The following is a 15,979-nucleotide window of genomic DNA, read 5'->3' on the forward strand; positions in this document are numbered from 1 at the left end:
ATTGTTATAGATATACTTCTCATAAAAAAATCTATTTTAGTCGTTCTAACATGAGCTTTGTAGAAATATACATATATGAAAGGTATTTTTTCTTATTTCCAAGTCCTTTTTCTTAAATTTTCCCGTGGAGAGTGATTCTTATGATGGAAACCCCATTACTGTTAACAAGTTTTCTAAAGCGCGTCGAAAAGTATTACCCTGAAAAACTAGTAATTTCCCGTACTAGCCCTGACACCATTCACCGTATACCTTACAAAGAGTATGTAAAACGAACTCGTAAACTTGCCAATGCATTAACTTCACTAGGCATGAAACGTGGGACGAAGGTCGGTTCTTTTGCGTGGAATCATCACCGACATCTCGAGGCTTACTTTGCAGTTCCATGTGCAGGTGCGATTTTGCATATGGTCAATATTCGTTTATCACCAGAACATATTATTTATGTAATCAATCATGCAGAAGACGAAATTTTATTAATTGATGGTGATCTTTTCCCGTTATTAGAAAAAGCAATCCCTTACTTAAAAACTGTTAAACATATTATTATCATGCAAGATAATATGGAAATCCCAGAATCAAGCTTCCCCAATGTTCATTCCTATGAAAAATTGTTGGCTGAAAGCTCAGATGACTTTAACTTCCCTGAAGATTTAGATGAACATACACCAGCTGGCATGTGCTATACAAGTGCCACAACAGGTATGCCGAAGGGGGTTGTTTATTCCCACCGTGGGTTAGTATTGCATAGCCTTGCCCTTGGTTTAAGTGATAGCATGGGATTAATGGAAAGAGATGTCGTCATGCCGATTGTTCCAATGTTTCATGTAAACGCTTGGGGCATGCCTTTTGCCTCTGTTTTATATGGTTGTACCCAAGTACTACCTGGACCTGGATTTACACCATCATTAATCCTTGATTTAATACAAGAGGAAAAAGTGACTGTCACGGCAGGGGTGCCGACTATTTGGCTAGGCGTAGCTCAAGAACAGGAGAAAAATCCACGGGATGTATCTTCCCTACGTTCAGTCGTATGTGGTGGCTCAGCTTCTCCTAAGGGATTAATTAAAACCTTTGAAGAGAAATTTAACGTGCCATTCATTGTCGGTTATGGTATGACGGAAACAACTCCTATCGTTTCCCTCTCTACTTATACATCTTCCATGGATGAGTGGACACCTGAAGAAAAACTAAACATCCGTGCAACTCAAGGGATAACCGTTCCCCTTCTCGATACGGAAGTCGTAAATGAAGCAGGGATAGTGCCGCAAGACGGGCAAACAATGGGCGAATTACGTATTCGGGGACCATGGATTGCAGATGAATATTATAAAGACGAACGGACATCAGAAGCCTTTAAAGATGGTTGGTTATATACCGGAGATATTGCAGTTGTAACAAAAGAAGGTTATATCAAAATTACAGATCGGACGAAGGATCTCATTAAAAGTGGTGGTGAATGGATTTCTTCCGTCGATTTAGAAAACGCTTTAATGACCCATGAAGCAGTATTCGAAGCGGCTGTCATAGCAGTTCCCCACGAAAAATGGCAGGAGCGCCCCCTTGCATGTGTCGTGTTAAAAGAAGGCAAACAAACGACAAAGGAAGAATTAATAAGCTATTTAGAAGGACAATTTGCAAAATGGTGGTTACCAGATGATGTCGTTTTCATTAATGAAATACCGAAAACTTCTGTAGGAAAATTTTTAAAAGCAAAATTACGGGATGAATTAAAAGATTATCAAGTAAAATCTTAACGAACTAAGCTGACTCAAAATCATTTGAGTCAGCTTCTATTAATTTTTCCTTTTATAAGTTTCCTTTTCATCATTGTCATTATCGAGATCATCGAATTGAATTGGATCTGGAAAACGCATATCTTCCTCTAATTGTGCTCCATCTCTCATTCGTTCCATTTGCTTACCTAGAAAGATTAGATCTTCCATATTATTTGCCATCGTACCATTCATAATTGTTTTATCTTGCTCCATCTTTTTTCTCCCTCCTAACATTACTATTCCCCAAAAATAATATTTCACCCATTACTTAAGAGAAAATAATGTAGTAAAGTTTAGTTAGATAAGCTATACTAAATAAAGAGATTTTATATACATGAGGAGGATTCTTCCATGAGCTTAATTTTAATTCTTGCTGTTATTGTTGCATTTTTAATCGCTATCTTTACTGCTGGTTATGAAGGCGACTATACTTCAGAAAAATAATCTCTACAAAAAGGCATGATAACTTTTGTTATCATGTCTTCTTTTTTTGGAAAAATCCTTCTTTAATGCCTAATATGAATTAGCTTGACATGTATCAATTTTGAAAATAAACTAGGTTACATAAAGTAAGTTGATTATTAAAAATAATTTATAGGAGGCAATTGTATGCCGACACATTTTCATAAAAAACCGAACAAGTATATTTCCCACGTTCAACTTAAGGTATCTAACTTACAAAATTCAATCGAATATTATAATACGATTATTGGATTCGATGTTTTAGAACAAACGAATACAACAGCAATATTAACTTTCGATGGTTCAACGAGTGTCCTTTCTTTAGAAGAAATATCTGATGCACAGCCTTTAAAAAGCGGACAAACGGGACTTTATCACTTTGCTTTATTACTTCCGACAAGAAAAGATTTAGGAAATTTTATTCAACATATGATTCAACAAAATGCCCGTGTTGGAGCTGGCGACCATCATGTTAGTGAAGCTTTTTATTTAAACGATCCAGATGGCAATGGCATTGAAGTGTATGCTGATCGACCTGAACAAAGTTGGATTTGGAATGATTCGACTATTTATATGACGACTGAACAAGTGGACGTTCGTTCCGTTTTGGCAGAAGCTGAAGGTACATGGAACGGCTTACCGGCTGGAACAGTAATGGGCCATATCCACTTGTCCGTAGCCAATATAAGCGAAACGGAAAACTTTTATATAAACGCTTTAGGGTATGAAGTCGTAACTCGCTTCGGTAACCAAGCATCTTTCATTTCTACTGGTAAATATCATCACCATATCGGATTGAATACATGGAATAGTTTAGGCGGTACTCCTACACCTGAAAATGGAGTAGGTTTAAAATCGTTTACAATTGTATTAAATAACGAGATAGAAGCTGAAAAAATAAAAGAAAGCTTATCCACTATAGGAGCAACAGTTGAACAATTTGTAGATGCTCCTAAATTTGGTGGCCGCCAAGCCTTTTCAACAGTTGATCCTTCAGGCATTCGCATTATTTTTACTGTGGAAGGAGAATAAAACAGGTTCAAATATTTTTGAACCTGTTTTTTTCAGTCTTTTGGTCAATTTTTCTAAATTTCACTAACCCTTACTATAAAGAAAAGGGGATGATGACATGAAAGAAAAATGGCCAAACGGAATAGAAGTTGCTCAAGTACGATTTGCAAGACCAACAGATCAATTAAAAGAAATTGAACGATTTTATTGTGAAGGGGTTGGTCTACGGAAAATCGGATTCTTTTCTGGGCACCGTGGTTATACAGGGCTTTTAATTGGATTACCAAATAGTGACTACCATTTAGAATTTACAGAGCATGAAGATGGCAGTCCATGTCCTGCTCCAACAAAGGATAATTTACTCGTATTTTACATACCAAATAAAGAAACAATCGTTGAAATTGCAAATAAATTAGCACAAATGGGCTATCCTGAAGTAGAACCTGAAAATCTTTACTGGAAAGAAAAAGGGGTTACGATTGAAGATCCAGATGGCTGGCGTATTGTTTTAATGAATACAGAAGGCGTATAAAAGAAAGGCTACATTTGCTTATTCCAAATGTAGCCTTCTGCTTATTTTAATCCAGGGAAGTTTTGCTGACGTAGCGCTTCGTAAATAATGATTGCTGCTGTATTCGATAAGTTTAGCGAACGTACATGTTCACTTTGTGGAATACGTAGACACTTATCTTTCCTTTCATAAGCAAAGTCCTTCGGCAATCCCGTTGTTTCTTTTCCGAACATAAAATAAATATCTTTATTTTGGTCACTAAAGTCGTGATTGGAATACGGTTCATCGCTATAAGTTTCGATTAAAAATAACTCTCCATCCCTAGAATAGTCTAGAAAATCCTCTAAACTATCATGATAGACAATATTGACAGAATGCCAATAATCTAGACCCGCGCGTTTTAGCATTTTATCATCCGTTGAAAAGCCAAGAGGACGAATTAAATGTAAAGATGTATTCGTTCCAGCACATGTACGAGCTATGTTCCCTGTATTGGCTGGAATTTCTGGTTGATATAAAACAATATGCAATGGCATATAAGACACTTCCCTTTAATACAATTTCTAAGCTTTTAACAAAGTAAGACCTTTTTCAATTTCTTTCAGCACTTCTTCATCGGTCTCTTTTTCACGGGCTTTAAGTAAAGCTTGTTCTGCATCAGAACCACCAATTTTTCCAATCGCCCACGCGGCTGTTCCGCGCATAACGGGGCGCTCATCTTTATTCATAGTGTCAATCAAATCCGGCACAGCAGACTGTTCCTTAAAATGGGCTAATGCAATAATCGCATTTCGTTGAATCGGTTTCTTTCCTCTCCAAGAACCCGACATATAGCCAAACTTCGCTTTAAATTCTTTATTTGACATATGAAGCAACGGTTTTAAAAGCGGTTTTGCCAATTCTGGTTCAGGTTTAAATTCCTCATGAATCCAATTCATTTTCCCTTTGTTTTTCGGACAAACTGTTTGGCACGTATCACAACCGTAAATTCGATTACCTATTTCCTTTCGAAACTCATCAGGTAAGAAATCCTTTGTCTGGGTTAAAAACGCGACACACCGTTTGGAATTTAACTGTCCAGGATTCACAAGAGCGCCCGTTGGACAAACATCTAAGCATAAAGTACAGTCACCGCATTCATTTTCGATCGGTGAGTCGGGTATGAAAGGAATATTCGTAATCATTTCACCTAAGTAAACATAAGAGCCAAACTCAGGTGTAATAATCGAACAGTTTTTACCGCTCCATCCGATTCCAGCTCGCTCAGCTACAGCTCGATCCACTAGTTCGCCAGTATCAACCATTGATTTCGTTTGAACATCGGGAACCCGATTCTTTAGCCATTGTTCAATTAAATTTAAACGTTCACGGACCGCCACATGATAATCGACTCCCCAAGAAGCACGAGCAAAAATGCCTCTTCTTGATCCTTTTTTTCCAACAGGTGCATCTTCCATTTTAGAAGGGTACGCCAAGGCAATGGCAATAATACTTTCTGCACTATTTAAAAGCAACTTAGGCTCTGTTCTTTTTTCAATATCTTGCTCTTCAAAACCAGATTGATATTGAAGTTCTTGCTGACGTTTCAATCGGTTTTTCATTTCATGAAAGGGAGAAGCATGCGTAAAACCGATTTTATCAACGCCAATTGATATTGCATATTCAATTAACTCTTTTTGTAATTGTTCGATTATCATTAACGCATTCAACTCCTTATTTGGTAAAATATATAATCATACGCAAATGTTGCGAAATTTAAAAATTGTAGGTGATTTTCTTTGAACATCTCCATAAACGATTCACTTTTTACAACGAATGACCAATTAAAAATCGGCATTATCCATTATACCAAAATTGTCGTCTCAGAATCTCCTCAAATGATTAAAGGTCGTACTCAACTTTATCAAGAAAACCTATATTTAGAACTTCAAGAAAACCCTGTCACAGAACGACCAGGCATTGCAGAATGGCGTAAAGTTTGGAAGTCCTTTGGCGCTGATCCAAATCGTTATCGTCATTCTGCTGAAAGTTTAATGCGACGTATTGCTAAGCAAAACTATTTATCTCCTGTTCATTCCGCAGTAGATTTAAATAATTTCTTTTCTTTACAATACGAAATTCCAATCGGTATTTACGATGAAGAGAAACTGGAAGGAAACATTGAACTGTTACTTGGAGATGAAAATACTGGATATGAAGGGTTGAATGGCCGTTTTAATTCTTTAAAAAATATTTTATATAGCAAAGATGCAAATGGTGCCTTCGGAAGTCCTTTCGTTGACTCTGTTCGAACAGCTGTAACAGAACAAACCCGTCATGCGATTCAAATCTTTTATTTACGACCTTCTCTAGATGAAACAGAATGTCTTCAATTATTGAATACTGCTGGAAAGATGTTTACTCAAGTTAATGGTGGCGATTTTGATACAGCTTTACTATCAAAAAGTAATCTTGTTATAACAATATAAGGGGGTTCGGAAAGTGAAAAAAATTCCGCTTGCTGAAGGGGTTAAATTAAAAAGTATTATAACGAGAAAAATTCAGGAACTTATTAGTGAAATTCAATTTGTTTCCCATGCAGTTGTAGAAAAGGGGGAAACCCCTAAAATATCGGGAAGAAAGCTGGCAGAAGTTGAAGCAGAACTTGCCCGAGTAAGAAAAGATGCTAGAACTTTAGATAAACTCATTTACCGAGCAAACATTGATCATACCGTGACGTTTAAAGGAGAAGAAATGCCGATTGTAGAAGCAATTGAATTAGCTACACAGCTACGAGCCGATGTAAGTCTTTATAAAGAATTAGGACAATCGGAAAAAGAAACCCTCTACCATGGCGGAAGCGAATCCGTAATTTTCTATAGCGTCGCATTATATGAACCAGAAGAATATCGCAAGCGGGCAAATGAAATGGAAAAAGACGCTCATCGATTATCCAACTTAATTAACGCCAAAAACTATCAAGTTGAAATTAAATTTGACGACTCGCACTATATTTAATCTCGGTGCGGTGAGACTCCAATCCGAGACGTAACGTACCGTCGCCTGCCTTTTAAGCAGTTTAGTATCGCAAACCGATTACCATTGACCGGTTACTTTGTGACCTATAACTAATAACCAACCAACGTAATAGGACAAGTTCCCTCATCGTAATCTTGATATGACGGTACTTACACAAAAAGGTTACTACTTTTCTTATAGAATTGTAGTAACCTTTTATTTTTCACTTTTCAAGATAAATAGAATTTCCATTCATCGTTTTTTGATTCTATTATTCTAATTACTAAACAAATATTAACCATAAGATCATTGACACTGCAATTGTGACAATCCCTTGTAACAGAGTCGCAACCGTTTGAGCTTTATATGCTTGGGTTACTTCCATTCCACTATATTGGGTAACAACCCAGAAGAAACTATCATTTACATGGCTCACTGTCATTGCCCCTGCTCCAATTGCCATAACGACAAGAGCTAGCGGAATTGCCCCATCAATTCCAGCTGTTGCTAACATTGGTGCAACTAAAGTAGAAGTAATAACTAAAGCCGTTGTTGAAGAACCTTGAGCCGTTTTCAATGCTGCAGCAATAAGGAATGGCACAAGTAGGAATAAACTACCTTGAGCTAGGGAGCCTAAATCCATTTCTTGTAGCATTTCACCAACGCCCGTTTCCTTAATAATCGTACCAAAGGAGCCACCTGCACCTGTAATTAATAAAATGGGAGCTGCATCTTTTAAACTATCCCCAATCCATCCTGATAATGTTTTTTCATTCATTTCAGGAAGTAATAAAAATGATGCAAATACCCCTAACAGTAAGGCAACAATTGGTTTCCCTAAAAATTGTAAAAATACATTAATAGATGCTTCCGGATCCCCAACAAGGGATGCAATTGAACCAATACCAATTAATAAAATTGGTAAAATAATTGGTAAAAATGCTTTAAAAGTGGATGGCATTTTACCATAGGACTTGATGATTTCCTCATAATCTAAAGCTTCTTCGTCATCAGCTGCTACACGAATTTTCGAAGCAACTTTTGTAGCCCAAATGTAACCAACTAAAGTAGCAGGAATTGCCACAAGTAAACCGATTACGATGACTGTCCCTAAATAATCACTCGCCCCAATATTCCCTGCTGCTGCAATAGGACCTGGAGTTGGTGGTACTAATACATGGGTAGCGTATAACCCCGTTGCTAAAGCAACACCCATGGAAGCAATCGTTACTTTTGCTCGTTTAGCCAAAGATTTTTGTAAACTTGATAAAATAATGAATCCTGAATCACAAAATACTGGAATCGAAACGATGTAACCGATAATCGACATTGCTAATTGAGGATGTTTCTTTCCTACTATGCGAAGAACTACTTCTGCCATTCGATAAGCTGCCCCAGAGCGCTCTAATATCGTTCCAATCATAGTTCCAGCAACAATGACAATACCAATACTTGTCATTAAACTACCGAAACCGTTATTCACTGTATCGGCTACCGTTAGTAACGGCATCCCACTAGCAATTCCAACAAAGAAAGAACTAATAATTAATGCTAAAAACGGATGCAAATGTAACTTTGCAGTGGCAAAAATAACAAATAATACCCCAATTAATATAATTACAAAAAGCATTTCATCATCCCCTTATTTTAATATCTTCTGAAAAATCGCTTTTGTTTTATTTCTTAAATGAACAGCTGGTTTTTCCATTGCCATTTGTACCGTCACGTCCTTATCAACTAAGGAAGCAACTGTATGGAAACACTTGACCAATTCTGGTATGTCCTCCACTGCACCAGAAATTAAAATGGTTGGAACTCCAGCCTTTTGAGAAGTACTAGCGATTCCATAAGGTGCCTTTCCATGTAAAGTTTGTCGATCAGATTTCCCCTCACCTGTTACAACAAAGCTAGCACCAGACAATTGTTCATTGAAATGAACCGCCTCTAAAACAAGATCAATTCCTTGATTAAATTGGCCATTTAAAAAGGCAATCAATGCTCCACCCATTCCACCGGCAGCTCCTGCACCTGGATAATCATGTAATCGTATATTCTTTTCTTTCTCTACGATATTGGCCCAGTTTGTTAAACATGCATCGAAATATTGCACTTCTTTCGCCGGAACTCCCTTTTGTGGACCAAAAACGGCCGTTGCACCATGTTCCCCGATTAATGGATTATTAACATCACAAGCAATTTTAAAGTTTGATTCAAAAATTCTAGAGTCGAAACCTTTTTCATTTAACTTTACGACTTTTAATAATCCAGCAATGGACTGCTCGACAGGATTGTTTTTTTCATCAAGTAATTCCAAACCGAGAGCACGTAACATCCCGACACCGCCATCATTCGTTGCACTTCCCCCAATACAAATAATGAAATCCCGGTAACCTAAATCGAGTCCTTTTTTAATTAATTGACCTGTACCAAAGCTGGAAGCAATATGAGGATTACGTTCACTGTTATGCAACAATGTAATCCCTGAAGCCTTTGCCATTTCAATCACACACGTTTTGTTGTCCCCTAAAACTCCAAAGTGTGCCGTTATTTTTCGTCCGAGGGGATCTAGTACCTCAGCTTCATAGTAAGTGCCCTTTGTTGCAACAATTAATGAATCCAGCGTACCTTCCCCTCCATCTGCCACAGGTATGAGTACAGTTTGAATATGCTCATTCACATCTTTAATACCTGACTGAATGGCTTCCGCTGCTGTTATGGCCGATAGTGTACCTTTAAAAGAATCGGGACTTATGATAATCTTCAACCAGTTTCTCATCCTTTCTTTTAAGCGCTTACATTAATTTTAATGACAATAAATTTGTAATTCATTATAATGAATGTATAAAATAACTGTATTAGTACAGTTTGAATTTTAGACGGGGTGTACAAATGTTAACGTTCAAATTAGCGGAAGAAATTGTCTATCAAACGATGAAACGTCTCCATTACAATATTAATATTATTAGTACGGATGGCGTTATTTTAGCTTCAGGTGATAAAAAACGTGTGGATTTAATTCATGAAGGGGCAAAAGTAGTTGCTAAAACTGCACAGCCACTTATGATTGATGAATCGAACATACATAGTTATCCGAATACGAAACCGGGTATTAATATGCCGATTACTTATCAAGGAGAGATTGTTGGCGTAGTAGGTATTACGGGTGATCCAAATCAACTAAAAGAAATCGCTGAACTTGTCCAGCTAACAACAGAAATTATGACACATCAAGCATTAACGGAATCTAAAAGTGAGTGGCAACGGAAAAATGAAGATTTTGTATTTAAATCTTTAGTGGATGGAATGCCGATAGAAAATAGTTTAAAAAACCATATTCAAAAATTATCTTTCGATTTGAAGCCACCTTTTCAAATTCTATTATTATCCGTCGATGAGGAGGAAAATTCCAATCGGTTATCATTTTATTTAGAAGATCTATTTTTTAAATTACCTGCTTTTTACGGTCACTTACAATTAAACGAATATTATATTCTATTAAGTGGAATGCAAGAAGATCAAGCTGATAATCTTATTAATCAATTAGGGCAAAAAAAGCATAAATTACCTTCTATTCAAATTGGGGTTGGCTCCATTGTACAAAATCTTACCCAATTGCCCCTTGCGTTTCATAGTGCTAAAACAGCCCTTCAATACGCTAAAAAAAGTGGTTTAGTCACTTTTTTTGAAGACATTGAATTGTATTCATTATTTAAAGATTCCGAGGGCGAAGAAGTATTACATTTTGTTAACCGGGTACTTTCTAAGTTAAGTTATAAATTACTAACTACGTTACAAACCTTTTTCGAAAGTAATTTACAACTAAATCAATGTGCACAAAAGCTTGAGATTCATCGCCATACGCTAACATATCGTTTACATAAAATAAAACAACTAACCGGTTATGATCCACAATTTTTTGAGGACGCGGTTGTATTAAAAATGGCTATTTCATTACGAAATTAAATTGTTATTAGAACAAAAAAGGAGTATTCACCATTACATTTAAGAATACTCCTTTGAAACACGTCCTATATTGTCAAGTCCATTTCATTATCGGAAAAATGGTACTTTTTCTACACCAATCATACGAGCATAGATAAATAGTTGGCCTTTATGATGAAGTTCATGATCATACATTGCTGTAAGATACCTTTTTTTAGCACCTTGAAGTTTTGGATGGGTAGAACTATTTTCTGCTTCCAATTCTAAATCGTTTATCGATTCAAAGGTAGCCTTTGTTTTTTCAGTAAAGTCCCTTACCCCATTACGAACTTCCGTCATTGATTTACATTCAGGGATATTCGGAGGAGCTAAGGTTTCCGTTTTTACCATCGATACAAATACATCGTTCCAGCCAGCCACGTGTAATGCTAGTTCGCCAAGGGACATTGCACCATCCCACGGTTTAAAATCAACATATTGATCGTCAATCTGTTCTAGCAGCTCTTCTAACACGCTTCGATGTTGTAACCATTCCTCCATCAACTGCTTTACCTGAGTCATGTTCATTCCCTCCTAATAGAATTTACTATTCTTTTACCCATCCCTTTCGGAAAATAACTCCACATTTCCTTCTATATATCTAAATTACCTTTAAAATTTTTGTGAAGTGAATACAAAGTCTTCTATTCTACCCCCGGTAAAATGCGCAACATTTTACTATCGGCATCGAGAATGGCATCCACCCCTAATGGAATGGCAATATTCGGTTCACAATGACCAATCATAAATCCAGCAACACTTGGTTTTCCTAATGGTTTTAAATACTGCTCAAAGACTTTCCAAAGGTCATTTTCTGTTATCCCTTTTCCGATATCGTTAAAGTGACCAATAACAAAACCTGCAGCTTCCTCTAATTTTCGCGCTAAACGTAGCTGATTTAACATACTATCGATATTCTCTAAAGACTCTCCAATATCTTCTAGTAATAAAATTTTGTCTTTAACATCGATTTCAAATTTTGTTCCTAAAGTGCTGACAAGACGATTCATATTTCCACCTGTTATTTCACCCCGAACATTACCTGGTACAATTGTTTGAAGGGAAGAAATCTGTTCATCATACTGAATTTCTACAGGTGTAAACAGCTGATAAAACATTTTTTTTGATGCCTCCGATAGTGGTCCATCTCCTCCGGAAAGCATCGGACCGTGGAACGTTACAATATCTGAATACTCTTGAAAAGCTGTATGGAGGTATGTAACATCTGAAAAGCCCCAAAAGATTTTAGGATGTTCTGTTAATAATTGATAATCAATTCGATCGGCAATTCGTGCTGCCCCATAACCACCACGGATACAAAAAATCCCTTTCACTTCTGGGTCTTGGATCATGTTATGTAAATCCTGTAATCGTTCCTCATCCGTTCCAGCTAAATAATCTCCCGTCAAGCCCACCGTTTCGCCTAATTTCACTTTCAACCCAAGCTCTTCTAACAAACTTAATTTTTGTGGTAATTTTTCCATTGCAATGGGGCTACTTAAAGCAACAATTCCCACTGTGTCTCCTACTATTAAATGTTCTGGGCGTATTTTCATTGTAATTCCTCCAGTTTTTCATGAATTAATCTATATGCACAAGCAATTTGAAAATAAAGTTGTCTACGTAATATCTATACCGATATAATTGTCATACTATTTAAAATAAGGGGCGTTTACATGAAGATTCCACCATATGTTTTATTAATATTAGCAACGGTACTTTGGGGAGGGAATTTTGTCATCGGAAGAGCCGTTACAGGTGATATCCCACCCTTCACCCTCTCTTTTTATAGATGGTGCTTAGCATTCCTAGTGTTCTTCCCCATTGCTTATAGCCAGGTAAAAAGAGACTGGCAAAAATTGAAAGAACATTGGAAAGTTGTACTTACCCTTTCCCTAACAGGTGTTACAGCGTTTAATACGCTAGTTTATATTGCTGTTTATTCGACAACTTCCATTAACGCTTCTTTAATGAATTCTACTACACCGATATTCATTTACATATTATCATATATTTTTTTAAAGGAACGTTTATCTCGTTTTCAAATCATCGGTACAGTCATCTCGCTCATCGGTGTACTTTTTATCCTTTTAGGAGGCAACATTGAAAGCATTCTACAATTCAATTTAAATAAAGGGGATCTCATTGTTCTTTTAGCTGTCTTTTGTTGGAGTATTTATTCATTATTAGTGAAACAATATTCGAATCGACTACCTAGTCTGTCAACCTTTTTAGTAACGATAGCTATAGGGGCCGTTTTCCTTTTACCGTTTTCAGCTTATGAAATGATCACTTTAGAAGAACCAATTATTTGGACTCCAAAAGTATTAGGCGCTATTTTTTATGTAGGCACCCTCGCTTCTATTGTCGCCTTTTTAAGTTGGAATAAAGGTGTTATCCAAATAGGAGCAAACCGGGCAAGTGTTTTTCTAAACCTTATTCCCGTTTTCGCCACATTATTTGCGGTTCTCTTTCTCGGAGAAAGACCGATTATGGCTCAAATGATAGGAGGATTAGCAGTCGTTGGAGGGGTTATTTTAACTAACCGAAAATAGAAAAATTGATTCAAATGGGGAAATTCCACTAACCCCGTAAAACAGGTGTTAATTTTACGGGGTTGTGACTATTCTACCTTTTTCGGATAAGCGTAAAGAATATAACGATCAGGTGCACCGCCGATAAAGGAAAAAGGATAACATGTCGAAACGGTTAAATATTCTTCCTCTCTGCTTGGTTGAATGACGGTACGATCGTTTGCATCCACAATTTCATAGTCCTCAATAACATAAATAAACGTTCCATATTCCATTTTAATATGTAATTCATCTCCCACCTTTAATTCACCAAATTGTCGAAACACCGTGTCTCGATGGCCAGATAAAAGAATTTGTCTATTATCCCCAGGCAACCCAGTACTCGAAAAATGCCCTACGCCTTGAGCTAACTCATCCTCATCTGTCCCTTCAATAATCGGGATTTCCCGATCAAGTCTTGGAATATAAAAGATTCCCAATGTATTCCCTTCTTGAAATTGTTTTTCCCTTTTATTTGAAGACTCTTTTTGAGAAGTATGGGAGTCATCGGAAATCATCGCTTTTGCTTCATCTAATCTTTTACTTTCCATAGAGGAAGATGTATATAATTGGTAACCTTCATAAAGTAAAAACCCACATCCAGCAATAACTAGAATCCAAGAAATAATTCGTATCAAAGATTACACCCCGCTTTTTATTCTATATTTTAAGATATTTCCCTATTTGTTTATTTCAGTAATTTCCATATACTATCATATCAAATACAAATATTATAAACGAAATTTTTCCTCTTTTTTAATCAAACTAGGATATATTAAAAAACCGCTCCTTCTTAACGAGGAGCGGCGTTAAACTTTTAAATTTTGAAATGTTGGATACTTTGTTGTAATTTCACTGCTTTTTCCCCTAAGTCTTTTGAAACGCTATTAATTTCCTCAATTGTTGAGACTTGCTCTTGGACGGCATTACTTACATCCGTAGTAAGGGTAGCAGAGTGTTTTGAATTCGATGAAATTTGGTTTACTGATGCAGCAATTTCTTCTGCTGCCGCGGAAATCTCCTCGGTTACCGCCGAAATGTCCGTTACTTGGTCGGCAATCTCATTAATGGCGACATGAATTGTTTCAAAAGCTTCCCCTGCTTCTTGAATCCGAGTTACCCCATCTTGGGCGTTTGCTAAACTATATCCAACTGCTTGTTGTACTGTTTTAGCATCACCAACTATTTCTTTTGTTAAGTTGACAATTTGAGTGGCAGATTCCTTTGAATCTTCAGCAAGTTTACGTACTTCATCAGCTACTACTGCAAAGCCTTTACCATGCTCACCAGCACGGGCAGCTTCTATAGCAGCATTTAATGCTAGTAGATTTGTTTGCTCTGTAATGCCCGTAATAATGGTTGAAATATTACTAATTTCATTGATTTGATTGGTTAATTTGTTCATTAATTCCGTTACTTGTTTTGAAGATTGATAAATCACTTGCATTTGATTTTGAGCATCCGTTACCGTCTGACCACCTGATTGGGCAACATCCTTCGTGCTAAGTGCTTTATCCTGTAAAGATGTTGTCGATTCAGCTATCCGTTGAATGCCACTTGCCGTTTCGGACATTGCAGATGCACTTTCGTTTGATGCGTAAGCATTTTCTTCAATAGATTGTGCAGTGATTTCCATATTTTTTGCTATAGATTGGGATAAATGATTGACTTCATCCGTGCTAGCTAACAGTTCTTCTGCTGAAGAGGTTAAAAGGGAAGCATTTTCACTTGTATTCTCAATCATGGAACGTAAGGAAGATTTCATTTCATTAAAGGAATCAACCAATATTTTTATTTCATCCTTTGTATGTACTTCCACATCATTTTCTGATAAATCACCTTGTGCAACTACTTGAACCGCTTTTGAAATACGTTTAATCGGTTTCGTAATAAGACGGTTTAAAAGGATGACGATGAAGATACTAATAAGAATTGACACAATAATAACTGAAATAACGATCAATGCACCCTTTAATGCCGTTTTAGTAGCTCCATCATTGACCTTATCGATCAGTTCATATTCTTCAGTTTGTAATTCTTCAATTGTATTAACTAACAATGTATTCACATCGTAGGCTTCTACTAAAACAATATTCGTAGCTCGAGCAGTATCTCCCCTTTGTACAGCTGCAATTAGTTCTTCACCTAGTGCTCGTACTTGTGCTTGAGATTCTTTTGCTATTTGAATTTTTTCAGTAAATTGATCATTCGTATTTTTCTGCTCTAAGTCATGAATGAATTCATCTACTTCATTTAACCGTTGCTCTAATAACTCCAACTGTTTCTCAGAATCCTCTAATATATAGGAACGCATTTGTAATGCTTGTAAAGGAACATAACGTCTAATATCGTTAATAATAGCAAGCTGCTCGATATTTTCGTCTATTATTCTCGTATACTCATCATTTAAATCATATAAAGTTTTATTACTAACGACCCCTATTATTATCATTAATATAATAATGGACATAAAGGAAATTAGCATTTTCTTTGCAATATTCACATCATTCTCCTCCAATAACTATCAAAATTACTATAAATAAACATGCCATTATATGATATAGCATATCGAAATTGTATACAATTATTTCGCATTGAAAATCAATACTTTTTATCTATAAATTTTAGAAATAAGACCTAATAATCTAACTCGAAACTTACGAAATTTA

General features: G+C 36.4%; 16 protein-coding genes. 7 read left to right on the forward strand and 9 right to left on the reverse strand.

All coding sequences use genetic code 11. From position 1 onward, the window contains the following. Window positions 1-140: 140 nt before the first annotated feature. The gene (locus tag MHH69_RS14765; protein ID WP_341362620.1) at window positions 141-1,754 is read left to right on the forward strand and encodes a long-chain fatty acid--CoA ligase; all 1,614 of its coding nucleotides are present in this window, start codon (window positions 141-143) and stop codon (window positions 1,752-1,754) included. 39 nt (window positions 1,755-1,793) lie between these two features. Here MHH69_RS14765 and MHH69_RS14770 read toward each other — a convergent pair whose 3' ends face one another. Then, window positions 1,794-1,988 (reverse strand): hypothetical protein, encoded by a 195-nt coding sequence (locus MHH69_RS14770; protein WP_122972904.1) that lies wholly within the window; start codon window positions 1,986-1,988, stop codon window positions 1,794-1,796. Window positions 1,989-2,384: 396 nt separating this feature from the next. On the opposite strand from MHH69_RS14770, the gene MHH69_RS14775 reads away from it, so the two are divergent. Beyond that, window positions 2,385-3,269: a VOC family protein gene (locus MHH69_RS14775; protein WP_341362621.1), complete on the forward strand. Its 885-nt coding sequence runs from the start codon at window positions 2,385-2,387 to the stop codon at window positions 3,267-3,269. A 97-nt stretch (window positions 3,270-3,366) separates the two neighbouring features. Further along, window positions 3,367-3,780: a VOC family protein gene (locus tag MHH69_RS14780; RefSeq protein WP_341362622.1), complete on the forward strand. Its 414-nt coding sequence runs from the start codon at window positions 3,367-3,369 to the stop codon at window positions 3,778-3,780. 41 nt (window positions 3,781-3,821) lie between these two features. Here the strand turns inward: MHH69_RS14780 and trmL are convergent, their stop codons facing one another. Together trmL and queG are read right to left on the reverse strand one after the other, a co-directional pair. After that, window positions 3,822-4,295 (reverse strand): tRNA (uridine(34)/cytosine(34)/5-carboxymethylaminomethyluridine(34)-2'-O)-methyltransferase TrmL, encoded by a 474-nt coding sequence (trmL, locus tag MHH69_RS14785; RefSeq protein ID WP_341362623.1) that lies wholly within the window; start codon window positions 4,293-4,295, stop codon window positions 3,822-3,824. A gap of 27 nt (window positions 4,296-4,322) precedes the next feature. Continuing rightward, complete coding sequence (gene queG / locus MHH69_RS14790; RefSeq protein ID WP_341362624.1) at window positions 4,323-5,456, reverse strand: tRNA epoxyqueuosine(34) reductase QueG; 1,134 nt, start codon at window positions 5,454-5,456, stop codon at window positions 4,323-4,325. Between the two features lie 81 nt (window positions 5,457-5,537). Between queG and MHH69_RS14795 the strand changes: the two genes are divergently transcribed. Continuing rightward, a complete protein-coding gene (locus tag MHH69_RS14795) occupies window positions 5,538-6,227 on the forward strand; it encodes a B3/B4 domain-containing protein (protein ID WP_341362625.1) in 690 nt (229 codons plus the stop codon). A gap of 13 nt (window positions 6,228-6,240) precedes the next feature. Then, a complete protein-coding gene (locus tag MHH69_RS14800) occupies window positions 6,241-6,756 on the forward strand; it encodes a DIP1984 family protein (protein ID WP_341362626.1) in 516 nt (171 codons plus the stop codon). Window positions 6,757-7,039: 283 nt separating this feature from the next. Here MHH69_RS14800 and MHH69_RS14805 read toward each other — a convergent pair whose 3' ends face one another. Continuing rightward, a complete protein-coding gene (locus MHH69_RS14805) occupies window positions 7,040-8,386 on the reverse strand; it encodes a GntP family permease (protein WP_122972897.1) in 1,347 nt (448 codons plus the stop codon). Between the two features lie 12 nt (window positions 8,387-8,398). Continuing rightward, a complete protein-coding gene (locus tag MHH69_RS14810) occupies window positions 8,399-9,520 on the reverse strand; it encodes a glycerate kinase (RefSeq protein WP_122972896.1) in 1,122 nt (373 codons plus the stop codon). A 125-nt stretch (window positions 9,521-9,645) separates the two neighbouring features. Between MHH69_RS14810 and MHH69_RS14815 the strand changes: the two genes are divergently transcribed. Next, window positions 9,646-10,719, forward strand: a complete 1,074-nt coding sequence (locus MHH69_RS14815; RefSeq protein ID WP_122972895.1) for a CdaR family transcriptional regulator — start codon at window positions 9,646-9,648, stop codon at window positions 10,717-10,719. 87 nt (window positions 10,720-10,806) lie between these two features. Here the strand turns inward: MHH69_RS14815 and MHH69_RS14820 are convergent, their stop codons facing one another. Together MHH69_RS14820 and MHH69_RS14825 are read right to left on the reverse strand one after the other, a co-directional pair. Continuing rightward, window positions 10,807-11,259, reverse strand: coding sequence for a DinB family protein (locus tag MHH69_RS14820; protein WP_122972894.1), 453 nt, complete (start codon window positions 11,257-11,259; stop codon window positions 10,807-10,809). 122 nt (window positions 11,260-11,381) lie between these two features. Then, window positions 11,382-12,293, reverse strand: coding sequence for a S66 peptidase family protein (locus MHH69_RS14825; RefSeq protein WP_122972893.1), 912 nt, complete (start codon window positions 12,291-12,293; stop codon window positions 11,382-11,384). A 120-nt stretch (window positions 12,294-12,413) separates the two neighbouring features. Between MHH69_RS14825 and MHH69_RS14830 the strand changes: the two genes are divergently transcribed. Beyond that, complete coding sequence (locus MHH69_RS14830) at window positions 12,414-13,292, forward strand: DMT family transporter (RefSeq protein ID WP_122972892.1); 879 nt, start codon at window positions 12,414-12,416, stop codon at window positions 13,290-13,292. A 68-nt stretch (window positions 13,293-13,360) separates the two neighbouring features. Here MHH69_RS14830 and MHH69_RS14835 read toward each other — a convergent pair whose 3' ends face one another. Together MHH69_RS14835 and MHH69_RS14840 are read right to left on the reverse strand one after the other, a co-directional pair. Next, window positions 13,361-13,948, reverse strand: a complete 588-nt coding sequence (locus MHH69_RS14835; RefSeq protein ID WP_341362627.1) for a class D sortase — start codon at window positions 13,946-13,948, stop codon at window positions 13,361-13,363. Window positions 13,949-14,127: 179 nt separating this feature from the next. Continuing rightward, complete coding sequence (locus tag MHH69_RS14840; protein WP_341362628.1) at window positions 14,128-15,813, reverse strand: methyl-accepting chemotaxis protein; 1,686 nt, start codon at window positions 15,811-15,813, stop codon at window positions 14,128-14,130. Between the last annotated feature and the right edge of the window lie 166 nt (window positions 15,814-15,979).

Origin of the sequence: Ureibacillus sp. FSL E2-3493 (assembly GCF_038077515.1) — a bacterium.
In the GTDB taxonomy this organism is placed as follows: Bacteria; Bacillota; Bacilli; order Bacillales_A; family Planococcaceae; genus Ureibacillus; species Ureibacillus halotolerans.